Source organism: Altericroceibacterium indicum (assembly GCF_009828105.1).
GTDB lineage: Bacteria > Pseudomonadota > Alphaproteobacteria > Sphingomonadales > Sphingomonadaceae > Altericroceibacterium > Altericroceibacterium indicum.
Genome location: NZ_WTYQ01000005.1, coordinates 161,880 through 185,713, shown reverse-complemented (window position 1 = coordinate 185,713; position 23,834 = coordinate 161,880). Strand labels below are relative to the sequence as shown.

At 56.3% G+C, this 23,834-nt stretch carries 20 protein-coding genes; 7 read left to right on the top strand and 13 right to left on the bottom strand.

Annotated elements, in window-relative coordinates; translation table 11 throughout:
- The first annotated feature begins 20 nt into the window (after nucleotides 1-20).
- The gene (locus GRI39_RS13100) at nucleotides 21-647 is read left to right on the top strand and encodes a glutathione S-transferase family protein (protein ID WP_160740172.1); all 627 of its coding nucleotides are present in this window, start codon (nucleotides 21-23) and stop codon (nucleotides 645-647) included.
- A gap of 99 nt (nucleotides 648-746) precedes the next feature.
- On the opposite strand, the gene GRI39_RS13095 is transcribed toward GRI39_RS13100, so the two are convergent.
- Nucleotides 747-1,025, bottom strand: a complete 279-nt coding sequence (locus tag GRI39_RS13095; RefSeq protein ID WP_160740171.1) for a hypothetical protein — start codon at nucleotides 1,023-1,025, stop codon at nucleotides 747-749.
- A 259-nt stretch (nucleotides 1,026-1,284) separates the two neighbouring features.
- Between GRI39_RS13095 and polA the strand changes: the two genes are divergently transcribed.
- Nucleotides 1,285-4,155 (top strand): DNA polymerase I, encoded by a 2,871-nt coding sequence (polA, locus tag GRI39_RS13090; RefSeq protein ID WP_160740170.1) that lies wholly within the window; start codon nucleotides 1,285-1,287, stop codon nucleotides 4,153-4,155.
- Nucleotides 4,156-4,204: 49 nt separating this feature from the next.
- Nucleotides 4,205-5,317: a mechanosensitive ion channel family protein gene (locus tag GRI39_RS13085; protein WP_211371608.1), complete on the top strand. Its 1,113-nt coding sequence runs from the start codon at nucleotides 4,205-4,207 to the stop codon at nucleotides 5,315-5,317.
- On the opposite strand, the gene GRI39_RS13080 is transcribed toward GRI39_RS13085, so the two are convergent.
- The 3 genes from GRI39_RS13080 to GRI39_RS13070 all read right to left on the bottom strand — a co-directional run bounded on the left by GRI39_RS13080 (nucleotide 5,314) and on the right by GRI39_RS13070 (nucleotide 9,300).
- Nucleotides 5,314-6,384, bottom strand: coding sequence for an acyltransferase family protein (locus GRI39_RS13080; RefSeq protein WP_211371607.1), 1,071 nt, complete (start codon nucleotides 6,382-6,384; stop codon nucleotides 5,314-5,316). The two genes, GRI39_RS13085 and GRI39_RS13080, sit on opposite strands and share 4 nt — an antisense overlap.
- 185 nt (nucleotides 6,385-6,569) lie before the next feature.
- Nucleotides 6,570-8,879, bottom strand: coding sequence for a CDC48 family AAA ATPase (locus tag GRI39_RS13075; protein ID WP_160740168.1), 2,310 nt, complete (start codon nucleotides 8,877-8,879; stop codon nucleotides 6,570-6,572).
- Between the two features lie 43 nt (nucleotides 8,880-8,922).
- Nucleotides 8,923-9,300 (bottom strand): hypothetical protein, encoded by a 378-nt coding sequence (locus GRI39_RS13070; protein WP_160740167.1) that lies wholly within the window; start codon nucleotides 9,298-9,300, stop codon nucleotides 8,923-8,925.
- 230 nt (nucleotides 9,301-9,530) lie between these two features.
- Here GRI39_RS13070 and GRI39_RS13065 point away from each other — a divergent pair, with 230 nt between their 5' ends.
- Nucleotides 9,531-10,238, top strand: coding sequence for a CoA transferase subunit A (locus GRI39_RS13065; protein WP_160740166.1), 708 nt, complete (start codon nucleotides 9,531-9,533; stop codon nucleotides 10,236-10,238).
- A 2-nt stretch (nucleotides 10,239-10,240) separates the two neighbouring features.
- Nucleotides 10,241-10,876 (top strand): CoA transferase subunit B, encoded by a 636-nt coding sequence (locus GRI39_RS13060; RefSeq protein WP_160740165.1) that lies wholly within the window; start codon nucleotides 10,241-10,243, stop codon nucleotides 10,874-10,876.
- Between the two features lie 95 nt (nucleotides 10,877-10,971).
- Here the strand turns inward: GRI39_RS13060 and metK are convergent, their stop codons facing one another.
- From metK to hisS, 6 genes are all read right to left on the bottom strand, one after another.
- On the bottom strand, nucleotides 10,972-12,186 hold the full coding sequence (gene metK, locus GRI39_RS13055) for a methionine adenosyltransferase (protein WP_160740164.1): 1,215 nt from the start codon (nucleotides 12,184-12,186) through the stop codon (nucleotides 10,972-10,974).
- 52 nt (nucleotides 12,187-12,238) lie between these two features.
- Nucleotides 12,239-13,828 (bottom strand): apolipoprotein N-acyltransferase, encoded by a 1,590-nt coding sequence (gene lnt, locus GRI39_RS13050; RefSeq protein ID WP_160740163.1) that lies wholly within the window; start codon nucleotides 13,826-13,828, stop codon nucleotides 12,239-12,241.
- A gap of 78 nt (nucleotides 13,829-13,906) precedes the next feature.
- Nucleotides 13,907-14,767: a DUF4167 domain-containing protein gene (locus tag GRI39_RS13045; protein WP_160740162.1), complete on the bottom strand. Its 861-nt coding sequence runs from the start codon at nucleotides 14,765-14,767 to the stop codon at nucleotides 13,907-13,909.
- 241 nt (nucleotides 14,768-15,008) lie between these two features.
- Nucleotides 15,009-15,848 carry a peptide chain release factor N(5)-glutamine methyltransferase gene (gene prmC / locus GRI39_RS13040; RefSeq protein ID WP_160740230.1) on the bottom strand — a complete coding sequence of 280 codons (840 nt, stop codon included), beginning with the start codon at nucleotides 15,846-15,848 and terminating at the stop codon, nucleotides 15,009-15,011.
- Nucleotides 15,849-15,856: 8 nt separating this feature from the next.
- Nucleotides 15,857-16,924 carry a peptide chain release factor 1 gene (gene prfA, locus GRI39_RS13035; protein WP_160740161.1) on the bottom strand — a complete coding sequence of 356 codons (1,068 nt, stop codon included), beginning with the start codon at nucleotides 16,922-16,924 and terminating at the stop codon, nucleotides 15,857-15,859.
- Nucleotides 16,921-18,156, bottom strand: coding sequence for a histidine--tRNA ligase (gene hisS, locus GRI39_RS13030; protein ID WP_160740160.1), 1,236 nt, complete (start codon nucleotides 18,154-18,156; stop codon nucleotides 16,921-16,923). The genes prfA and hisS overlap by 4 nt, the downstream gene beginning before the upstream one ends.
- Before the next feature lie 271 nt (nucleotides 18,157-18,427).
- Between hisS and ppa the strand changes: the two genes are divergently transcribed.
- Both ppa and GRI39_RS13020 read left to right on the top strand, forming a co-directional pair.
- Nucleotides 18,428-18,973: an inorganic diphosphatase gene (gene ppa, locus GRI39_RS13025; protein ID WP_160740159.1), complete on the top strand. Its 546-nt coding sequence runs from the start codon at nucleotides 18,428-18,430 to the stop codon at nucleotides 18,971-18,973.
- Between the two features lie 287 nt (nucleotides 18,974-19,260).
- Nucleotides 19,261-20,175, top strand: a complete 915-nt coding sequence (locus GRI39_RS13020) for a type I restriction enzyme HsdR N-terminal domain-containing protein (protein WP_343033346.1) — start codon at nucleotides 19,261-19,263, stop codon at nucleotides 20,173-20,175.
- A 235-nt stretch (nucleotides 20,176-20,410) separates the two neighbouring features.
- Here the strand turns inward: GRI39_RS13020 and GRI39_RS13015 are convergent, their stop codons facing one another.
- The 3 genes from GRI39_RS13015 to GRI39_RS13005 all read right to left on the bottom strand — a co-directional run bounded on the left by GRI39_RS13015 (nucleotide 20,411) and on the right by GRI39_RS13005 (nucleotide 23,631).
- On the bottom strand, nucleotides 20,411-21,820 hold the full coding sequence (locus tag GRI39_RS13015; protein ID WP_160740158.1) for a mechanosensitive ion channel domain-containing protein: 1,410 nt from the start codon (nucleotides 21,818-21,820) through the stop codon (nucleotides 20,411-20,413).
- Complete coding sequence (locus GRI39_RS13010; RefSeq protein WP_160740157.1) at nucleotides 21,817-23,163, bottom strand: TldD/PmbA family protein; 1,347 nt, start codon at nucleotides 23,161-23,163, stop codon at nucleotides 21,817-21,819. The genes GRI39_RS13015 and GRI39_RS13010 overlap by 4 nt, the downstream gene beginning before the upstream one ends.
- A 90-nt stretch (nucleotides 23,164-23,253) precedes the next feature.
- Nucleotides 23,254-23,631, bottom strand: a complete 378-nt coding sequence (locus GRI39_RS13005) for a hypothetical protein (RefSeq protein ID WP_160740156.1) — start codon at nucleotides 23,629-23,631, stop codon at nucleotides 23,254-23,256.
- Between the last annotated feature and the right edge of the window lie 203 nt (nucleotides 23,632-23,834).

Below are 23,834 nucleotides of genomic sequence, written 5' to 3'. Positions count from 1 at the left end.
CAGCAAAATCGGAGCGTTCCATGGCGATCATCGTCCACCATCTTGAAAATTCGCGATCCCAGCGCGTGCTTTGGCTGCTGGAGGAGCTTGGGCTCCCTTATGAAGTAAAGCGCTATGAGCGTGACAAGGCGACCATGCTCGCTCCACCTGAACTCAAGCGCATCCATCCCTTAGGTAAATCGCCACTGATTGAGGATGAGGGGGTCGTCATTGCCGAGACCGGGGCGATTGTGGAATATCTCGTCGCCAAAGCAGATGGTCAGCTAGGCCCGCCAGTAGGCGAAAAGGACGCGCTTTTGTGGCGCCACTTCCTTCATTATGCGGAAGGTTCTTTAATGCCGCCGCTTCTGGTGATGCTTGTCATGGCGCGTATTCCATTGATGGGAAAACTTGCATTGAAGAAGTTTCGCCCGATGGCGGAAATTCACTTCGAATATGTCGAAGGACAGCTTGCTGCACGAGACTGGTTTGCAGGGGACCACTTCACCGCCGCAGATGTGATGATGAGCTTCCCGATCGAAGCTGCCGCTCATCGCGCGAGCATCACACAAGGCCGCCCGAATATCGCCGCATGGCTCGAAAAGATCCATGCCCGCCCCGCCTATCAAAAAGCCCTCAAAGCTGGCGGGCCGTACGCCTACGCGTGAGGAAAAGGGAACTTCTGTTCACGCTAAAGCTGGACATGAAAAAGGGCGCCGCCCAATGGCAGCGCCCTCAATCATGCGAAAAAGCTCGCTCTCTGGCTATTACTTAGCAGCAGGAGCAGCAGCTTCGTCCTTGGCTTCGTCAGCAGCAGTTGCAGCTGAATCAGCAGCAGCTTCAGCAGAGTCAGCAGCCGAATCAGCAGCAGCAGCAGCGTCATCACCAGCAGCTTCAACAGCGTTACCAGCTGCGTCTACGTTTGCAGCAGCGTCATCCATTGCGGAGTCAGCAGCTTCGGTGGTTGCATCCTGCGTGCCTTCTGAGCAAGCTGCGAGTGAAAGAGCAGCACCAGCAACGGCAACAGCGAGAACGATCTTGCGCATTTATAAAATCCTTAACAGCGAGTGGACTGTGCACGGCAACAGGCCGTACGCAAAGCCTCCCGAGTTGGGCGGCTTCAACGTCGCTAAATAATCGTGTCGTGAACGCTATGCAAGATAAATGCGTCGCAAGGAGTAAACACCTTGCGACTGGGCACCTTCAGACCCCCTCTTTGATAATCCCGCCATAATAGTGAATTACGTCAAGACTAAGGCGGGAATTGCGGCTGACCTTACTGCAAACGCCTGCTAGCAAGCATCCATGTCGGACAAGCAGCACCTCTATCTCGTCGATGGCTCGGCCTATATTTTCCGCGCCTATCACCGTCTTCCGCCCCTTACGAACCCGGAAGGCACGCCCGTCGGCGCAGTTTACGGCTATACCACTATGCTGTGGAAACTGGCTGAAGAGCTACACAAGGCCAATGGCCCGACTCACCTTGCGGTGATTCTCGATAAGGCTTCGAAGTCCTTTCGCAACGATATCTACCCGGAATATAAGGCGAATCGCCCGCCGCCGCCCGAAGATCTGGTGCCGCAATTCCCGCTGATTCGCGATGCGACTCGGGCATTCTCGCTGCCCTGCATCGAAGAAGAGGGACTGGAGGCCGATGATATCATTGCCTCTTATGCCCGCGCTGCGGCGAAAAAGGGTTGGGATGTAACGATTGTCTCATCCGACAAGGATCTGATGCAGCTTGTCGGCACTTGCGCCCCAAGCAGTGACGAGCCTGAACATCCCGGCGGTGGCTGCATCGACATGCTCGATACGATGAAGAATCAGCGGATCGGCCCAGATGAAGTGGCTGAGAAATTTGGTGTCCCCCCGGAAAAGGTCGGCGATGTGCTCGCACTGATGGGCGACTCAGTTGATAATATTCCTGGCATCTTCGGCATCGGCCCCAAGACCGCGACCAAATTGATCCAGGAGCATGGCAGTCTCACCGGTGCGCTTGATGCAGCGCCCGATATGAAGAAGTCCAAGCTCAAGGAACGGATGCTCGAAGGGCGCGCAATGGCTGAACTCAGCCGCGTGCTCGTCACTTTGAAAGAAGATGCGCCGCTGCCGATGGCGCTGGATGATTTCAAACTCGATGCGATCCCGCCAGAGCCTTTGATGGAATTCCTGTCCACCCATGGTTTTTCCAGCCTGTTGAAACGTCTGGAAGCGGGCACCGGTAGCCCGTCACGCAAGACTGATCTCAATCCGCCCAAGGCTGACAATGGCAAAGAAGCGGCCCCCGCATCACAGGATGGCCATCGCCAGCCTCTGCCGGATATGCCAGCCGTGGACCGCTCGGCCTATATCTGCGTGCAGGATGAAGAAACGCTCCAGACATGGATAGCCCGCGCCTTCGCCGCCCGCGAAATCGCGATTGATACAGAGACCAGCGCACTGGATGCGATGCAGGCTGATCTGACCGGAATCAGCATCGCCATCGGGCCGAACGATGCCTGCTACATACCGCTCGGCCATGGCGGCAGCGATATGTTCTCCGAAAAGCCGGCTCAGGTACCTTTCAGTCGCGCTCTGGAGCTGTTGAAGCCTCTTCTGGAGGCTGAGGCAGTGCTGAAAATCGGCCAGAACATCAAATATGACCTCAATGTGCTGGCCCGCCATGACATTATGGTGCGCCCGATTGACGATACGATGGTCATCAGTTTCAATCTCGATGCAGGCCGTTCGGATCAGGGAATTGGCGGCGGACACGGCATGGATGAACTGTCCGAACGCCACCTTGGCCACACGACCATGAAGTTCAAAGATGTCTGCGGTACGGGCAAAAAAGCGATTTCCTTCGGTGAAGTCCCGCTCGACAAAGCCACCGAATATGCCGCTGAAGATGCTGACGTTACCTGGCGGCTCTATCAGCATTTGAAACCACGCCTCGCGCTGGAAGGCGGCACACGCATTTATGAACGCGTTGAACGGCCCCTGATTCCGGTCGTTGCGGCGATGGAGCGTGAAGGTATTCGCGTCGACCGCGAAGCCCTCTCCCGCCTCTCCGGGGAATTTGCCGAAACCATGGCGAGCCTCGAAAAGACCATTCACGAAATGGCAGGCGAAGAATTCACCATCGGCAGCCCCAAGCAATTGGGAACGATCCTGTTTGAAAAAATGGGCTACAAGGGCGGGCGCAAAGGCAAGAGCGGCCAATATTCCACCGATCAGGCGATTCTGGAAAAGCTTGCCGGGGAAGGTGCGGAGGTCGCCAGCAAAGTACTGGAATGGCGCCAGCTTTCCAAGCTGAAGAGCACCTATACTGATGCTCTGCAAGCGGCGATCAATCCCAAGACAGAGCGGGTGCATACCAGCTACTCGCTGGTTGGCGCACAAACCGGGCGTTTGTCTTCCACTGATCCCAATTTGCAGAACATCCCGATCCGCACCGAAATTGGCCGCCAGATTCGCCAAGCCTTCGTGCCGGAAAAGGGCAATCTGCTTCTGGCGGCCGATTACAGCCAGATCGAATTGCGCCTGGCCGCGCATATGGCCGATGTCCCGCCTTTGAAGGAAGCCTTTGAAAAAGGTGAGGATATTCATGCCCGCACAGCAGGTGAACTGTTCGGAACGGTTGACCGTGACACGCGCTCACGCGCCAAGACGATCAACTTCGCCATTCTCTATGGCATTTCACGTTGGGGATTGGCCGGCCGGCTCGGCGTAGAATCCGATGAAGCCCAAGCGATGATTGACCGCTATTTTGAACGCTTCCCCGGCATCCAGCGCTATATCGTCCGCACTCTGGAAGAAGTGCGCGAACGCGGTTATTCCGAAACGCTGTTTGGCCGCAAGACATGGTTTCCCCGGATCAATTCCAAGAATCAGGCGGAACGGCAAGGCAGCGAACGCGCTGCCATCAACGCGCCGATCCAGGGCACCTGCGCCGATATCATCAAACGCGCGATGTCGCGGATGCTGCCCGCATTGGCCGAAGCTGACCTCGGCCATGTCCGCATGTTGCTGCAGGTGCACGATGAATTGGTGTTCGAATTGCCGGAGGGGGATGTGGAAAAAGCGAGGCCAGTGATCGAGAAGGTGATGGCCGAAGCCGCCCTTCCCGCCGTTGATCTCTCCGTGCCACTGGCGATTGAGATCGGTACCGGGATGAGTTGGGACGCAGCGCACTAGGAACCATTTCGCAGTTGCAGCATCGTTTGAGAAAGGTGATGCTGCAACTATGTTGAGTCAATTGGACCCTTATCTCGACGGATTCCCGACATGGGCGCCCGTTCTTATGCGCGTTTTCGTGGCTGGTGGGCTGGCGATTATCTTTGCCCTCCTCCTTCATAGCCTGTTGTTCCGCCTGCTGCGGCGCTTTGCGAAGGCAAGTGACAGCGCATCGGACAATATTGTGGTGCGCAAGCTCGCCCGGCCAAGCCGGTATGCGCTGGTGGCGCTGTCTCTGGTGGTGGCTGGCCATGCCATTCCTGAGCTGGAAGAATTGTGGAACAGCATTAGCGGCGGGGTAATGCCCTTGCTGGTGGGGTGGATGGCGGTGGCGATTCTCCACGCCATGACCGAAGCGATGATCCTGCGCAGCGATATTTCGATGCCGGACAACCGCGCCGCCCGCCGCCGCCGGACAAGACTGTCCATCTTCAGCCGTATCGCCACTTTCATCATCGTATTTGTGACTATCGGCCTGATGCTGCTCGCCATTCCCGGCGTGCGCGATATCGGGGTGACACTGGTCGCATCGGCAGGGCTTGCCGGCCTCGCAGTGGGTGCCGCTGCGCAGCCTGCGCTCAAATCCCTGATTGCTGGCTTCCAGATGGCGCTGACAGAGCCGGTTATTGTGGGAGACGCGGTCATCATCGGGGGAGAATGGGGCTGGGTCGAGGAAATCCGCACCACCTATGTTGTGGTGAAAGTATGGGATGAACGCCGCCTTGTGGTGCCAACCTCCAAATTCCTGGATGAGATTTTCCAGAACTGGACCAAGACCACCTCAGAATTGCTCGGCACGGTCTATCTCTATGTCGATCCGATGACCAGGCTCGATGCGATCCGAGCCAAATTCATGGAAGCGATCGAGGAGAATGAGAGATGGGATGGGCGTGTCAAACATATGCAGATCACCGATCTCACCCGCGATGCGATTGAAGTGCGCCTGCTCATGACCGCCAAAGATTCGCCCACGCTCTACGATCTGCGCTGTGACATTCGCGAAGAACTGATCCAGTGGATTCGTGACACCATGCCCGAAGCGATCGTGCGCGGCCGGGTGCAGCCTGAAGGTTCGCTCACCCTGCGCGATGAACGCAGCACCGATTTTCAGCGCGGTACTTAAGCCCCTTCAGGCCATGCGGGGATCGTTTTGCGCCTCGGTTCACCAGTCAGCCGCCCACCGCTCAACAGGTCTGCCGCCGATGGCCAATAACGGGTCAGCGCCATGCCAATCGGCATGATGACCGCCAGCACCATAAAGGGCTGTGTGAGAAAATAGATCGGGTAGAGCGGTGACCCGAGCTTACCAAAAACTTTGCCCAGCAATGGCCCGCCCAGCCACATCAGGATGAGATGGGCGCAAAAATAGAAGAACATGTAAGGTTCGATTTTGAGAAAAGTCTGGCGCAAAGGGCTGAAGGTCAGCGCCCAGGCCACCCGCCAATAGGCCAGAGCAGCAGCGATGCGCACGGCAAGGTCAAGTTCGCGCGCTTCAGGCGTCGCCATGTCCCAATCGCGCGTCAGCGTCAGACAGAGCTGGATAGGCATCACGATCAGGAATGGCAAAGCCGCAAGGATCAGCGGCCATTGCGTGATCCGGTCGGCCAGATTGCTCCGCCGCACCAAGATACCCAGCGTGAAGAAGAACAGGATCGACACGCGTAGGATGATCGGTGCACCAAGGTCAAAGATATGGCACACACCCGTCAGCGCCAGCACGCAGGCCAAGGCCCAACCCGGCCAGCGCACAAGCATGGGGGCCAGTACCATGCACAGGAACAGATCACGCAAGAATGGCATCTGCACATTCATGTCCGGCGGGCGGGTGAGGATAAAAACTTCCTGAAACACCCAGGATAAAGAGGGCGGCCATGGCACTTGCAGATTGAACAATTTGCCTGACCCGCAAATGAGAATCAGCGCCAGCACATTCCATAAGACCATCGGCAGCAGAATCGTCCGAGCTTTGCGGGCAACATGGCTACCCCAATTGCGGACGCGGGAGGAACCAGCCACCAACCAGCCCGATACCAGGCCCAGCAGTGGTACAGCGCTGCGGCCAAAGACATCCATCATCACCCAGCGCATGATATCCTGCGCAGAACCGCGTAAGGCTTCAAATTCTGGCCCTGTCAGGCCCGTCCACGCATGAACGTAGACAATGCCCATGATGCAAATGACCCGGGCCATTGAGATCGCTTCGGATCGCCGTGCCGGGTCAATTCTCACATATTCAGACAAGCATTCTTCCCGATCTTTCAGCCGAAACAGCCCGGTCAAAAACAAGCATGTCTGGCGAAAGGTTCCTCGACAAGGGTGACCTCACGCAAAAAGGGGCGGTTTCCCGCCCCTTTCCGGTTCGGCTGTGTGCAAAATCAGCCGTGTTTCTTTTCACGCGTCGGTTCCAGCATACCATCATAGACAAAGCCGATGGGGTTCACCTCAAGCGCACGCTTTTTGAGCTCACCCTTCATCTTGCCATATTCGGCTTCCATCTGTTCGGAAACGGTCGCGCGGCTGTCTGCCAAGGCCTCGACAAAATCCTGCCCTGTCACAAGGGTGGCACTTTCGCCGGATCGCCTGATGGCCACAAGTCCGGCCCGGCGAACCACGTCCTGAAGGTCTGCGCCGGTATAACGCTCCGTCTGCGCTGCGACATGCGCCAGATCCACATCCTCTGCCAGTGGCATATTCTTGGTGTGAATCTTCAGGATATGTTCACGCCCTTCAAGGCTTGGGGTGCCGACATAGACCAGTTCATCAAACCGGCCAGGGCGCAGCAGCGCCGGATCGACAAGGTTTGGCCGATTGGTGGCACCGATCACCACGATGGAGTTCAATTCCTCCATTCCGTCCATCTCGGCAAGGATCGTGTTGACCACCCGCGCCGTGACTTGTGGCTCATTCCCGCCCATGCCGCGGGCGGGCACGAGACTGTCGATCTCATCAATAAAGATCACGCATGGCGCCACTTGCCGTGCACGCGCGAACATACGGCTGATCTGCTGTTCACTCTCACCATACCATTTGGACAGGAGGTCAGAGCTTTTCATCGAGATGAAATTGGCTTCGGCTTCCTTGGCCACGGCCTTGGCCAGCAGCGTTTTGCCGGTTCCGGGCGGACCATAGAGCAAAAAGCCCTTGGCCGGGCGAATGCCCAAACGTTCAAACGCCTGCGGATTACGCAAGGGCAGCTCCACACCTTCTCGCAGCTTTTCCTGCGCCTCGGTGAGGCCGCCAATATCCGACCAGCTTGTGGTGGGTGCCTGCACCATCACTTCACGCATGGCCGAAGGCTGCACGCGCTTCAGCGCTGCCTTGAAGTCATTGCGTTCAACCTGCAGTGTTTCCAGCACTTCCGGCGGAACCGTGCGCTCATCGAAATCGATCTTGGGCATGATGCGGCGGACCGCTTCAATCGCTGCTTCCCGAGCAAGGGCGGCAAGGTCAGCACCAACAAAACCATGCGTGGAGCGCGCAAGCTCAGTCAGATCGACACCATCACCCAGCGGCATCCCGCGCGTGTGAATGGCAAGGATTTCACGGCGGCCCTTGTCATCCGGCACACCGATGATAATTTCACGGTCAAACCGGCCGGGGCGGCGCAGCGCTTCGTCAATTGCATCGGGGCGATTGGTAGCCGCGATCACGACGAGGTTAGAGCGTGCTTCCAACCCGTCCATCAGCGTCAGCAATTGGGCAACGAGCCGCTTTTCCGCTTCGCCACTGACATTTTGCCGCTTGGGTGCAATGGAATCGATTTCGTCGATGAAAATGATCGAAGGCGCAGCACGGCTGGCTTCTTCGAACACTTCACGCAGGCGCTTTTCGCTTTCACCATAGGCAGAGCCCATGATTTCAGGGCCGTTAATGGTGAAGAATTCCGCATCGCTTTCATTGGCGACAGCCTGCGCCAGACGGGTCTTGCCCGTTCCCGGCGGGCCATGCAGCAACACGCCCTTGGGCGGATCTACGCCAAGTCGCGTGAACAATTCCGGATAGCGCAGCGGCAGTTCCACCATTTCGCGCAATGCGGTGATGGTGTCTTCCATGCCGCCGACATCGTCATAATTGACGCTGCCCCGGCCATCGCGCGGCTCCTCAAATTCGGCGCGCAGTTCGACTTCGGTATTCTCGTCAATATGAACGATACCCTTGGGCGCGGTGGAAACGACCTGAAGCCTGATCTGCGTCAGCGCATAGGCCGGCGTGTTGAACATGCGCCGGATTTCGGGCGGCACGTCCTGCACCGGCTGCTGGCCATGGGTGGCCACCAGATCACCTGCCACCATGGGCTTACCGAAAAAGACCTTCTTCAGCGCCTGTGACGGACCTTGAAGCCGCATTTCCCGCTGCGCCGGGGCAAAAACCACCCGCGTTGCAGGGCGTGAATTCGCCCGACGGATAGTAACATGCTCACCCGAACCGGTTTCCGCATTGCCCCGCTGCAAACCATCGAGCCGGATAACCGACAGCGATTCATCTTCTTTGTAGGAGGGGATCGCGATCGCCGCAGTAATCCGCTTTCCTTCAATCTCCACGGCATCGCCTTCGGTGATGCCGAGTGCCTGAAAGGCTGAACGGGGGATGCGAGCGATGCCCTGCCCGCTTTCTTCTTGCCTGGCCGCCGCTACCTGCAGCCGCGCTTTTTTCTCGTCGACTGCGCTTGCGTCCTCATCTGCCATCCGAACTCTCGCTTATTGCCTGAGATATTGTGTCAGGGAGAAACTAAGCACCCCGCCCTTCTATTTCAAACCGGCAGAACGGCAGGAAGGTCCAAAAACGCTGTGCACTCACACCTGCTCCACCGGCAGGCAGCATAAATCGCAAGGCTTTGCGCCAATCGCATAAGCGATAAACACTTGGCGGACGACATAAAGAAAAAGGCCCAGCCGTTGCCGGCCGGGCCATTGAAGTTTTGGGAGAGGATGCCTGAAAGGCCTGCTCTATATGTGCCAAAGTGCCGGTTCTCGCAAGTGCGAAAAAATCAAATTTTGTTGCAAATTTTGCAATTAGAAAATTCATCTCGGAGAAAGGTAAAGGTTTTCTGCGATTTATGAAGCCAACATTAACGGTTTCTTGTGCAACCGCTAAGGAATCATGCATAGTTTTTTGTGCAGTGCACCACGAAGAAACCCCTAGTGCCATACTATCAGATCAAACATAAAAATTACGCGTAAGCGCGCAGTGTTGCATGTTTTCGAACAAGCCCACACAGCCTCTTCTTCGTGATTCGAAGCTGCCTGAGATCCGCGAATGGGTGACAGCGTCCAAGCGAGGGTTTATGTGCATTGCATCATCAAACGGGCCATGCCCGCCCGACAATGGGAGTTAAGATGCAAAAGCTCTATCCGGACGCCACCGCCGCACTTGATGGCTTGCTCAAAGACGGAATCACCATCGCTTCGGGAGGTTTTGGCCTCTGCGGTATTCCCGAAAGGTTGATCGATGCGATTCAAGCGAGCGGGGTCAAAAATCTGACTTTCGCCAGCAACAATGCCGGAATCGATAATGAAGGCATTGGCAAACTGCTGCGGTCCAAACAGGTTTCCAAGATGATCTCTTCTTATGTGGGAGAGAATAAGGAATTCGAACGACAATATCTGGCCGGCGAATTGGAGGTGGAATTCTGCCCTCAAGGAACACTGGCAGAGCGGATGCGCGCTGGTGGCGCAGGTATCCCGGCTTTCTTCACCAAGACGGGTGTCGGCACGCTGGTGGCGGAAGGCAAGGAAGTGCGTAATTTCGATGGTGAAGATTACATCATGGAGCGCGCTATTGTTGCTGACCTCGCTATTGTGAAAGCATGGAAGGCCGATGAAACTGGCAATCTGATGTTCCGCAAGACCGCGCGCAACTTCAACCTACCTGCGGCAACCTGCGGCAAATATTGCATCGTTGAAGTGGAAGAAGTGGTGCCCACTGGCTCGCTCGACCCGGATGCGATTCACCTGCCGGGTGTCTATGTCCAGCGCATGATCGTTGGTGCGCCTTACGATAAACGTATCGAATTCACGACAACCCGCGAAAGGGAGGCCGCATAATCATGGCTTGGACACGCGATGAAATGGCTGCACGCGCCGCGCGCGAGCTGGAAGACGGTTTCTATGTCAATCTTGGCATTGGTATCCCGACACTGGTAGCCAACCACATTCCCGCAGGGATCGACGTAACGCTGCAATCGGAAAACGGGATGCTGGGGATTGGCCCCTTCCCTTATCCTGACGAAGTGGACGCCGATCTGATCAATGCTGGCAAGCAGACGATCAGCGAATTGCCCAACTCCGCCTATTTTGACAGCGCGGCAAGCTTTGCCATGATCCGTGGCGGCCATATTGACCTCACCGTTCTGGGCGCGATGGAAGTGTCCGAACAGGGGGACATCGCCAATTGGATGATTCCGGGCAAGATGGTCAAAGGCATGGGTGGCGCGATGGATCTCGTGGCCGGGGTCAAGAAGATCATCGTGGTGATGGAACATGTCTCGAAAAACGGCAGCTCCAAATTCATCCCTGAATGCAGCTTGCCGCTGACGGGACGCAATGTGGTGGATATGATCATCACCGATCTCGCTGTCTTCCAGCGTCCCGATCACGATAGCCCGTTCAAGCTGATCGAAATGGCACCCGGTGTGACGGCAGAAGAAGTGGCGGAAAAAACCACGGCGCACTACCTCTCCTGACAAAGGCAGCTCCCCTTAAAGGGATAAACCCATGACAAAAAAGCCCGGCTATCTCGCGATGAGATACCGGGCTTTTTTATACCTTCGAAGCGAGATCAGCCGAGGGAGGCTTTCAGATCATCAGCCAGATCGGTGCGTTCCCAGGGGAAGAAATCGCCATCGGCCTTGCGTCCAAAATGGCCATAGGCAGCGGTGCGTGAGTAGATCGGCTTGTTGAGCCCCAGATGCATCCGGATACCGCGCGGGGTGAGACCGCCAAGCTTCTTCATGCCGCGAATAGCTGCTTCAATCGCTTCATCGCTCACACCATCAGCCGAAGTGCCATGCGTATCGACATAGATCGACAAAGGTTCGGAAATGCCGATGGCATAGGAAAGCTGGATCGTGCAGCGCTTGGCGAGGCCTGCCGCCACGATATTCTTGGCCAGGTAACGAGTGATATAAGCCGCAGAACGGTCCACCTTGGTCGGGTCTTTACCGGAAAAGGCACCGCCACCATGGGGTGCGGCCCCGCCATAAGTATCGACGATGATCTTGCGCCCGGTCAGGCCCGCATCACCATCTGGCCCACCGATTTCAAACGTGCCGGTAGGGTTGATGTGGTAGACAGTTTCATCGGAGAGAAGATCAGCCGGAAGAATGTCAGCAATGACATCCTTCACATATTTCTTCAGTTCGGCTTCCTTCTCGCCTTCATCATAACCCGGCGCATGCTGGGTTGAGAGGACAATCGCAGTGGCGGCTTCAGGCTTGCCATCGCGGAAGCGCAGTGTGACCTGGCTCTTGGCATCAGGTTCCAGAAACGGTGCCGCACCGGATTTACGGTCGTTGGCCATGCGCTGCAGGATCTTGTGGCTATAATCCAGCGTCGCAGGCATCAGATCAGGGGTTTCATCGCAGGCAAAGCCGAACATGATACCCTGATCGCCCGCGCCTTCATCCTTATTACCAGCCGCATCGACGCCTTGCGCAATATGCGCAGACTGGGCGTGGAGGTAATTTTCGAAGTCGAACGTTTCCCAGTGAAAACCATCCTGCTCATAGCCGATCTTCTTGACCACAGCACGCACGGTCTGTTCGATTTCTTCCAGCGCACCATCGGTCCACTTGCCGTCTTCGAACACGCCCTTGCAGCGGATTTCGCCAGCAAGAACAACCTTCTGTGTCGTCGTCAGCGTTTCGCAGGCGACCCGTGCTTCAGGATCTTTGGACAGGAAGAGATCGACAATGGCATCAGAAATCTGATCTGCAACTTTGTCGGGATGGCCTTCTGATACGCTTTCGGAAGTAAACAGATAGGTCTGACGCATAAGGCTTTTTCCTCTTTCGCTCTCTTGCGAATGACTGGATGTGATGGTGGCTCTAACGAGCGCGCCGCCGCAAGGCAATGATGGCCAAGCCGAGGAAAACTATCGCCCAGCACAGCGGCAATATATTGCCCAATTGTGAAAACAGGGTTGGAGGGGCCGCAGGGGGCACAAATGTGTCCATCCGGCCGACCTTCAACCGGTCGAGATGATTGCGCACTACGCCGCGCGCATCAATGATACCGCTGACGCCGGTGGTGGTGGCGCGAAGCACAGGAAGCCCTTCCTCGATGGCGCGAAGGCGAGCCTGCGCAAAATGTTGCGGCGGGCCAAAGGCACCAAACCAGCCATCATTAGAAGGGTTAAAAATATAGTCCGGCCGCTTGCCGGGTTCGGTCACATGGCCGGAAAAGATAATTTCATAGCAAATGTCCACGCCAGCATGGCCCCAGGGGCCAAGGTCGAGCGTTCTGGGTCCGGGACCGGGCAGGAAATCAATCGCGCCTGCCACCAGACGCCGTGCGCCCAATGGCTCAAGCAGCCAGCGCAAGGGCAGATATTCGCCATAAGGCACCAGATGGGCCTTGTAATAGCTCCCGACGATCTGACCTTCGGAATTGAGTGCCGTGACGGCATTGCGGGCACCAATCGCCCGCCCCTGCTCAAGATCGAGGTCGACCGCTCCCGTCATCAGCAAACTGCCGGGGCCAATGACATTGGCAATCCGGGCGCGGGCATAGTCCGGGCTGCCTTCAACGGTCGTCTGATCATAATAGCGCTGCGGGTAGCCATCGCGCAGATAATCGGGGAGACCCGACTCCGGCCACAGAACCAATCTTGGCTCCCGATCATCACGTGGCAGACTGAGTGCGGCGAGAGTTTGAAAATTGCTTTCAAATAGGCGCGGATCGTCGAGCTTTTCCTGACCCAGATCAGGCTGCACCACAGTCACGGCCAGAGTGCCTTGCGCGCCCTTGCCGACCGGCCAGTACATTCCGGCAACCAGCAGTGTCGAGGCCAGTGTAAGGCCGATGAAGCGCCTGTCTCGCAGCGCATAAACCAGCCCCGCAGCGATCAGCACGGCAAGGCCCGAAAGCGCATAAGTGCCCAGCCATGGGGTGATGGCAGCAATCCCCGGGCGGTCCATAGGACCAAGCAACACCATGCCAAAAGGGTTCCAGGCATAGCCGGTGAAGATCCAGCTTCTCAGCCATTCGCTGATGATCCAGCTCCCGGCAAAGGCGAATGGCATCGCCCAGCCTCCATGGTCACGACGTACCAAAGCCCGTGCAGCGCCTGCAGTCAGTGCCGGATAAACAGCCAGATAAAGCGAGAGAAGCGGAACCGCTGCCCAGCCCAGAATGGCGGGCATCTCAGCCTGATAGGTAAAGGCGGTTGCGATCCAGCAATTGCCGAGCGTGAAATGCCCCATGCCGAAGATCCAGCCGCGCCATGCAGCGCTGCGCCAATCAGGTGCTGCAGCCACAATAAGCACAAAGACGCCCATCGCAAGCAGCGCAAGCGGCCAGAGGCCAAGCGGCTGAAAGCCAGTGGCCGACACCACACCGAGCACCAGCGCGGACAAACGCGGCCAGCGCGTTACGCAGGTCACGAATCGCCTGAAGATCGGGATTTTATCCGTCATAAGCCGCCTGTGGCCTCACCCGCGCCCGGCTGCAAGACAGTTGCAGCCAAAGCGCATATTGCCGGGTCTAACGGATGATCAATTCACCGTTTCGAGCGAGCCATTATCGGCTTCGCCATTGGCACCCTCTGCAATTTCGTCCTTGGGACGGGTCGTACGACGAGTACGGCGGGGTTTGATTTCCTTGGCCGGAAGAGCTTGTTCATCACCTGCATCTTCGCCTTCTACGCCGCGGCCAATGGCCGGGGGCAGAGCCGCCATATCAATGCTGTTATTCTCCGCATCGTCAGCGCTCTTGCGTGAACGACGGGGCTTGGCTTCGCGAGTAGCAGTGGATGTGCGGGGGGCGCGACGCGGCTTGGGAGCCGGTTCTGCTTCAGCCGCATCGCTGCTCTCGGCAGACTCAGCGCCCTCATGACGTGGGCTACGTTCGCGCCGGGTTTCGGTTTCACCACTGTCATCAGAGGGCTGACGGCGATTGCGACTGCGCGGCGCATTGCGAGGCGCGCGATCTTCGCTGTCATCATTATCGCGATCATCAGCGGCCTGATCATTGTCGTCGGAATTGTTGTAACCACGCGACTGAGACTGGCGGCGTGAAGACTGATCGTCCCGGTCATGATCCTGATCATCGCCAGAATTCTGTTCCCGCTCCCCTTCACGGCGGATGCGGGATTCTTCTTTCTGAGCCTTGATGTCGGCAATCACGCGGAAATAGTGATCCGCAAACTGAAGATAATATTCGGTCAGAACCCGATCATCATTCAACGACGCGTCACTGGCCAGTTTCTTGTATTTTTCCAGCAGTTGCGGCGCATTGCCTCGTGCCCTGCTGTCAATCCGGTTCAACTGGTTACCACCGCCACCATGGTTGCGGTTATTATTACCGCGTCCGCGCCGACGATTGTTGCTATTGTTGTTGCCACGATTATTGTTCAAGGGAATTCAGTTCCTCAATTGGGACCTCCGGACATCATGTCCGGCCAGGCCGCAAGACCCCTCGCCACGGCGCTGCTGCGCTCCGTCGGCTCCCCATCTGCATAGGCGACCGGTGGCTTTCCGCCGGTTCAATGCAAGCTATGGAGTTTGATGGCCCGGGGAACGTTTCGTCTGTGTTCCAGCCGATAGCCTGCCTCTGACCTAGCTACTGAAAGAGCACTTGCCAAGCCTTATCTTATTTTTATTGCGACAAACCTTTCCGAGATAACACCAGGGCGCGCGGCCTTCCGGCCAAATCATGCGTTAATTGTGAGCGATAGCCTGCTTCTTCGGCAATTTTCGCCACCCCTTCCGCTTGGGAAGCGCCAATTTCCAGCACAATCTGCCCATCATTGGACAGGAGTGCATCCAATTGCGGGATAAGCAGGCGGTAATCATCCAGCCCCTCTGGCCCGGAAAACAGCGCACCTGCCGGTTCATATTCGCGCACCGAAGCATCAAGCGGGGCATTATCTTCAACATAGGGCGGATTGGCGATAATGCAGGTAAACAGGCCCAGCCCGTTCTGCCAACCCGGCATACTCCAGTCGCGTTCCAACAGGGTAACCTGCCCGCCCAGCCCCAAAGCCTCAGCATTATGCTGCGCGATGGCCAGCGCCCCGGCACTGCGATCAATCCCGACCCCACTGGCACCCCGATTTTCCGCCATGATCGTGAGCAGAAGCGCGCCCGACCCAACGCCGCAATCGAGCACCCGGCCTTTTGACCCTTGCAACGCCAAAGCCGCACCGACCACGCTTTCGCTATCCGAACGCGGGATCAGCACATCAGGGGAGACCCGAAAGTTACGGCCGTAAAAATCCTCATGCCCCAAGATATAGGCCAGCGGCTCATGCGCTTTGCGCCGCTCGACCGCTTCCCAAAAACGCTCCGGCACTGGCCCCGATGCACCGGACAGCAGCAATTGGCTGCGGGTAAGCCCCAGAGCATCGGCCAACAGATATTCGGCATCGAGCCGCGCCGTATCGCTGGTGGCGCTCAAATCCGCAGCGGCTTTGCGCAAAGCTTCAGGCACCAGCATGGCCACGATCAATCGCCCAGAGCAGCCAGCCGCTTGGCTTCATCCTCAGCGATCAGCGCATCGACCAATTCACTAAGGCCCGCCCCGGCCAGAACTTCGGGCAGTTTATGGAGCGTGAGGTTGATCCGGTGGTCCGTCACCCGGCCTTGCGGGAAATTATAGGTGCGAATGCGTTCAGACCGATCGCCTGAGCCGACCATCGCTTTCCTCGCCTCAGCCTCAGCCCCATGGGCTTCAGCGCGCATCTTTTCATAAAGCCGCGCCCGTAGGACCTGCATGGCCTTGGCCTTATTCTTATGCTGGCTGCGCTCATCCTGCTGGGTGACAACAAGGCCGGAGGGAAGATGGGTGATCCGCACGGCAGAATCGGTGGTGTTCACATGCTGCCCACCGGCCCCGCTGGCGCGATAAATGTCGATCTTGAGATCATTATCGGCAATCTCGACATCCACTTCGGTCGGTTCCGGCAGCACAGCTACAGTCGCGGCCGAGGTGTGAATCCGCCCGCCGCTTTCCGTTACGGGCACACGCTGGACCCGGTGAACACCGCTTTCAAACTTCAATTTCGCAAAAACGCCCGTGCCCGTGACATTGGCGACTATTTCCTTGAAGCCCCCTGCATCTGAAGCATTCATGCTCACCGTTTCGACTCTCCAGCCCTGTTCGGCGGCATAGCGTTCATACATGCGAAACAAGTCGCCCGCGAAAAGCGCTGCTTCATCGCCGCCGGTCCCGGCACGAATTTCCAGCATGGCAGGCCGTGCATCGGCAGAATCGCGCGGCAGCATGGCCACGGCCAATGCCCTTTCCGCCTCAGGCAAAGCATCGCGCAGCCGGGTGATCTCATCCTCGACCAGCGCTTTCATTTCCGGATCGGAATCGCCCATCGCTTCCAACTCGGCCAATTCATCGCGCATGGCATGGACATCGCCAGCAGCCTTGGCGACCGGTTCCAGCTCGGCATAGTCACGGCTCGCGGTGACGAATTCGTCACCCTCCAGCGTACCCGATGCCAGCCGCGCTTCCAGCTCGGCAAAGCGCTGGGCAATCTGCCGCAGACGGTCAGCGGGGATCATGGGGCCAATATCGCCTGAATGGCCTGCGTCAGCGCGTCATCCGTATTGTCACCGCGAATGTTCACCGTGGCAACACCATCCGCAAAACCAATCGCGGCAATCCGTGCAGCACCTGACTTCACCGCTTTATCAAACCGCTTCTTGGGTGAACCGGTAGCGACAATATCTGCCACAATACCGGCGCGCCGCAAGGCGTTCAATTTGCCAAAGGCGAAGGTGGCAGCCGCATCATCCTCAACCGCGATCATGACATCGAAAGGCAGTTCCTGCTCTGCTTCAAGCAACATCGCCAGCCGCTCGATCCCAGCCGCCCAGCCAACAGCAGGCGTAGCCGGGCCGCCAAGCGATTCCATCAAGCCATCATAGCGCCCCCCGCCCAGCACAGTGCCTTGCGCACCCAGCCGATCGGTCACGAATTCAAACGCGGTGTGGCGGTAATAATCCAGCCCGCGCACCAAAGCAGAATTGCGCTCCCAGGCAACACCAGCAGCATCGAGCCCAGAGGTCACTTGCGCAAAGAAATCCTGCGCCTCAGCAGAAAGGTAGTCATCAATCTTCGGCGCATCTGCGGTGAAGACCTTATCGCGTGGGTCTTTACTGTCGAGAATCCGTAAAGGATTGCGCTCCAGCCGGTCCTGACTGTCTTCGGACAGTTCTGACCTGTGTGCCCGGAAATATTCCACCAGCGCCGCACGCCAGTTTTCCCGGCTCGCACCATCACCCAGCGTGTTGAGCTGCAAGGTAACGCCTTCCGAAATACCCAGCTCTTTCAGCAGATGATCCGCCATCGCCAGCAGTTCCACATCGGCCTGTGGTTCGGCCGCGCCAATCACTTCAGCGTCAATCTGGTGGAACTGGCGATAGCGCCCCTTTTGCGGCCGTTCATAACGGAACAGCGGCCCGTGGGTCGCGATCTTCACCGGGGCATATTGCTTCCAGCCATCGGTCAGATAGGCCCGCGCGATGCCGGCGGTAAATTCCGGCCGCAGGGTCAGCGATTCATCGCCGCGATCGAGGAAGGAATACATTTCCTTGGAGACCACATCGGTCGTCTCACCCAGTGAACGGGAGAACACTTCAGACTTCTCAAACACCGGCATTTCCGCACGGCGGAAGCGATAAAGCTTGCGAATGCGTTCGAATGTCGCGGTGACATGGGCGAAACTTTCTGCTTCTGCGCCGAAAATGTCCTGCGTGCCGCGCACGGGCTTGGGAGTTTTGATGCTGCTCATGATGCCATATCTTCCATTTACCGGGGGCTTTAGGCGCTAATCACACAAACGAAAAGACGGCTGCTGGCAAAATTACCTCCACCTTTGCCACTGGTTAACCTTTGCCTGCCGCACGAAAGGGCACATTGAACGGCTTTTCTACCAAATAGACGCTCGCAAAATGCACACTCTTGCTTTACGCAGTGCAGCAAAATAGGCGATTATACAGATCGGCCCTCCGGCCACCTGCTTTCACCGTCATTCACAACAACTGTTCGGAAACTCAAAAACCATGCGCATCGACCTCATCCCGACCGGCGATAATCCGCCTGAAAGCCTCAATGTCGTGATCGAAGTCCCCACTGGCGGTGAGCCGGTGAAATACGAATTCGATAAGGAATCGGGCGCTCTGTTCGTGGACCGTATCCTCCACACACCGATGCGCTACCCGGCCAATTACGGCTTCGTGCCGCACACACTCTCACCCGATGGTGATCCGCTGGACGCGCTGGTGGTGGCCCGCAGCCCCTTCGTCCCCGGCTGCGTCGTACGCGCCCGTCCGATTGCCGTGCTCAACCTTGAAGACGAACATGGCGGCGATGAAAAGCTGGTCTGCGTACCAGTGGATTCAACCTTCCCTTATTACAGCCATGTGCTGGAAATGGGCGATCTGCCCGATATCGTTTTGAAGCAGATCGAACATTTCTTCACCCATTACAAAGATCTCGAAGCTGAAAAGTGGGTCCGGGTCGGCACCTGGGGCGGCGCGGAAGACGCCAAGAAGATCGTGCTCGAAGCCATCGAACGCGAAAAACAGGCTATTGCCGCAAAGGGCTGAGGCTTTACAGCTTTTTACAAGAAAAGGGCTCCGGTTTCCGGGGCCCTTTTCTTGTAAAAAATCATAAATTGAAATCAACCGGAAGAATAATTTGCACCTTAATCATCACCCTCTACGATTAGCGAATCGCTGCAGAGGGATGATATGGAATTGGAAGCAAAACTATCCGAAATCACGAAAGTTATACGCGAGCACCGCGAGGTTCTACTTACTGAGGAAGCGGCTAAAAACGCTTTGGTGATGCCGTTCCTTCAAGCGCTAGGCTATAATGTTTTCAACCCAGCGAAGTGATTCCGGAGTTCACTTGTGATGTAGGCACGAAGAAGGGTGAAAAGGTTGACTATGCTATCTGCAATGATGGGAATGTCTCCATCCTCGTTGAGTGCAAGCCTGCAAGTTCTGAGCTTAGCCTAAACCACGCGTCGCAACTCTTTAGATATTTCTCTGTAACAGAGGCGCGTGTTGCGATTTTGACCAACGGCGTAGTGTTCAAGTTCTTCTCGGATATCGATACTCCGAATAAGATGGATGCAAAGCCGTTTTTCACTTTGCAAATGGATGCGCTGAAGAAAGCAGACATTCGAACTCTATCGAATTTTACAAAAGGCAATTTTGATATTGAGACGATTGTCACTGAAGCTGGTAATTTAAAAATGCAAAGCTTGGTGGCCAAGGAACTGGAAAAGGAATTCAGTGATCCATCGGATGAATTCACTCGCCTGATTGCAAAGAGAATTCACGAAGGACATCTCACAGCTACCATCAAGGAAAGCTTCAAGAAGCTCCTGACTACATCGATCAGCTCGCATATCCGCGACAAGGTGAACGAACGCCTCACGTCAGCCCTCCAAGCGTCCAATCCTGTCGATTCTGAGAATGATTCAACCGCGGCAAAAACGGACAGTGACGGCGTCATTACCACACAGGACGAAATAGACGGTTTCAATATAGTCCGCGCCATTGGTTCACGAGTCATTAGCCCTGATCGTATCGTCATGCGGGATGCTAAGTCATATTGCGCAGTACTGCTTGACGACAACAATCGAAAAACGATTATTCGTCTCCACTTCAACAGCCCTACCGCTCGTTATATTGGGACTTTTGCCGGAAAAGAGGAAACAAGACACTCTGTTTCAGGGCCTGTTGACCTCTACAAATTTGAAAAAGACATAATGGACCGAATTACGGAACTTGAAATGTAATTTTTGAGAAATCTTGCATTGCACGCTTGTCCATTTAGCCATTATTTTTCCGCTTCATTAGCCTCCTACAAAAATTGGGTGCGATAATGAGCAGAAAATCCGGACAGGTGAAAATGACCAAAGGGGGTTTGGTAGAGCTATCCGACTACCAATAGTTGCGCTGCTGTGCCTTGTGTGGTTGGTAAAAGGGCCGTGGCGCAAAAATCTTGCTGCGCGGTAGAGGCTGATCAACGGCCTATTCGACCGGGCGACGAGAATCGAGCAAATCGCTTTCCGAAGGGGCATTAGCCCGCTCCCGATCGACCATTTGAGCCACCTCATTTTCGGGTACGACATCTTGCGTGATTTCAGAGGCTTTTGGCATCTCTTTCGTGCTCTTTGGGCGCGCTTGTGTTCCCTTGTGTCCTTCTGCAGTGCTGGTAGAGAGGCTGGCCAAAAGCTCCGGTGAAGGATTTCCGCCAACATCAAACCGCAAGCGGTAGATGGGCTCAGGCAGGGCAAAACCGGCATCTTCCAACGCGTCCTTCACCGCCGGAATGGCCCTGCTGCGGCCTTTCTGAAAATCGGTTTTTTCCTGATCCAGCCAGCCCATGAAACGGATCACAATATTGGAATCGCCAACCTCTTCCACCACTGCAGATGGCTCAGGAGTGTCGAGGATAAAATCTATTGATTTTAATATTTTAACTCCCAAATGGCGGGCCTCATCAGGGCTATCATTCGCATCGATCCCCAACACGAATTCGAACCGGCGTTGCGGGTTTCTGGTGTAGTTCAAAATCACCGCCTTGAAGACCGTAGAGTTCGGAATTCTCAGGTGATTTCCGTCCAATGTCATCAGGATCGTTGCCCGGCTCGTAAGGCGGATAACCCTGCCTTCCATCCCCTCAATCAGCACATGATCATTAGCCCGAAAAGGTTGCCGCAGTGACAACATCAGCGAGGCAACATAATTCTCAATCGTGTCCCGCATCGCAAAGCCCAGCGCAATGCCAACCACGCCCGCACCGCCCAGAACCGCGCCGAGCAGCGCCCCTGCGCCCAGCATATCGAGACCGACCACCACCCCGCCGACGACGAAAATAAAGCGTATCGCGCTGCGTATCAGGTCAGAGAGAAATACATTGGGTGTCACCCTCTCCCAAAACCCGCGGAAAGCTGCGATTGCATAGCCAATTGCACCGATAATAAGCGCCACGAGAATGGCCATTCCGGCGAGCGGGCCAAGATGCCAGAGGTTGGTCAAACGCTGAGAAAGGCTCTGAAAAGCCTGCCCCTTATCGACCGAAACATCGCGGGTAACACGATTCTCTACCGTCACAACGCCGGAAACCCGCGCCGCAATCGCCTCTGCCCGCACCCTGTCCGCCGGGTCGGAAACAGTGCCTGAAAGCGTCACGACGCCTTCCCGCACTTCTGGCACAATCCCGGAAAGACTTGGAATTTCAGAGAAAATTCCGGAAATGCGGCTGGCGATCTGCTCGTCTTTGCCAGACTGATATTCGGTTTCGATCTGGACCGGTGCCGCTTCTGCCTGTGCTGGCTCGCTGCCCCCCGTAGTGACCGATGGTAAAATAGCTTGCGCAGAAACAGCGGAGAAACCCAGTAAAACCGCCGCAATCCAGGCCGCGACCCGCATCGTCATTCTCCCGCGATCGTCATTCCATCAACCCTCATGCTCGGCACGTTAACCGATCGGATCATGCGCAGATCATCCGCGAGTTGCAAACCAGCGAACATATCAATGAGGTTTCCAGCGATAGTGAATTCCGTGACAGGCCCGGCAATTTCGCCACCGGTGATGCGAAAACCCGAGGCTCCCCGGCTGTAATCACCGGTCACCATATTCACGCCTTGCCCGGATAATTCAGTGATGAGCACGCCATCTTCAATTTCAGCAATAAGCTCATCCCGGCTGCGGTCACCCGGCTCACAATGGACATTGCTGGTTGAGACTCCCGGCGCTCCTCCTGCTCCACGCGATGCATGGCCAGTCGGTTCAATTCCCAATTGCCGAGCCGAAGCGCAGCTTGCGAGCCAGCCGGTAACCTTGCCATTGTCGACCAAGGCACGCGGTGCTGTCGCCAGCCCTTCCCCATCAAATGCTCGAGACCGCAAGCCTCTTCTGCGATGAGGATTATCGAGGATTCTCAAGCCTTCTGGAAACAGGGCCTCACCTTCACGCCCCAACAGGAAACTGGACCGCCGGGCAATCGCGGGGCCGGACATCGCGCCGATCAGATGCCCTATCAATGATCCGCCAACCCTTGGATCAAATACGACAGGCATATGTCCGCTTTTCAAACGCCCCGGATTCAATCGCGATACGGCCCGTTCTCCAGCGGTTTTCCCGATGATGGCACAGTCTGGCAAATCTTCAGCATGACGCATAACGCTATGGTCATAGTCACGCTGCATCAAGGCACCCTCCCCCGCGATAACGCTAGCACTGATAGAATGGCTTGTGCCAACCGAAGTCCCGCTGAAACCATGACTGGTCACCAGGGTTGCGCAGCTTTTACCAAAACTCGCCGAACCACCTTCGCTATTAGTGACGCCTACCACTGCTCTGGCTGCATCTTCGACTTGCAATGCCTGCTCCCGCAACCATTCCGGGGAAGGTTCAAAAGGGTCATTCAGGTCAAAATCAGCAAATGGTGCATGGCTCAGACGGTTTTCAGGAGCAAGTCCGGCATATTCGTCCAGAGGGGCGATTTTCGCCATGGAGACAGCTCGCTCTGCCAACTCTGCCAAAGCGACATCGGTCAGATCGCTGGCATGAATGGATGCAGAGCGCGAACCTACGAAAACGCGCAAACCGATATCTGCGGTTTCTGAGCGGTCCACACTTTCCAGCTTGCCCAGCCTCACTTCAACGCTCTCACTCATGCTGCCTACAGCCATCGCGTCAGCAGCTTCGGCCCCATTCTTTCGCGCAAGGTCAAGAAGGGCTGCACAGCGTTCCTGCGCAATTGCGGGGTCTAACATCGGGTTGGTCCTGTCTCGGCGTGAACGCACTGTCCTAGCGATTCCAGCGAGCAGGTAAACAACCCCCTGGAAGATGCAGGATTAAACCCGTTAGAAAAGCGCCGCAGCAGCCTTAAAGATCAAGGTCAGGCCAAAAGGGAGGCCGATGGCGCAGAGCCACAAACCTGCTCGGTCACGGTGAAATGGCGCGGAGAATGCTGGATCAACGGCCTCTTCGTCAGTGAGATTATCCCAACGTCGTTCAAATATTCGACAGGCGGGGATGATCGCTGCAACCAGCACGACCAGCGCAAAATAGGGCAGAATCGAACCATGACCGCTCTTAACAGCATGCATTGTAACGAAAATCTGGAGTCCAGTATAAGCAAGGAGAGCATAAGCGACATTGTCGCTCATTCGTTTTCGCCAATCGCGCTTCACCTTCGCCACGGGCGTCCGTTCTTGTGAACGGCGGGCGACATTATTCATAAGCCGTCTCCTTGTATCCCATTATATTCGAAACGATTATTCCACTCTAACTCCCATTGCACAAGAAAGATCGCGGTCACTCCTCTTGTTGAGACGGGTAGTGCCAATGCCGCGAAGAGCTGCATTCGCGTTCATCATGCACGTTTCTTGCCAAATTGGGTTCAATCCCTGCTCACAAGTGCTAAGATTGAATTTATGACCAC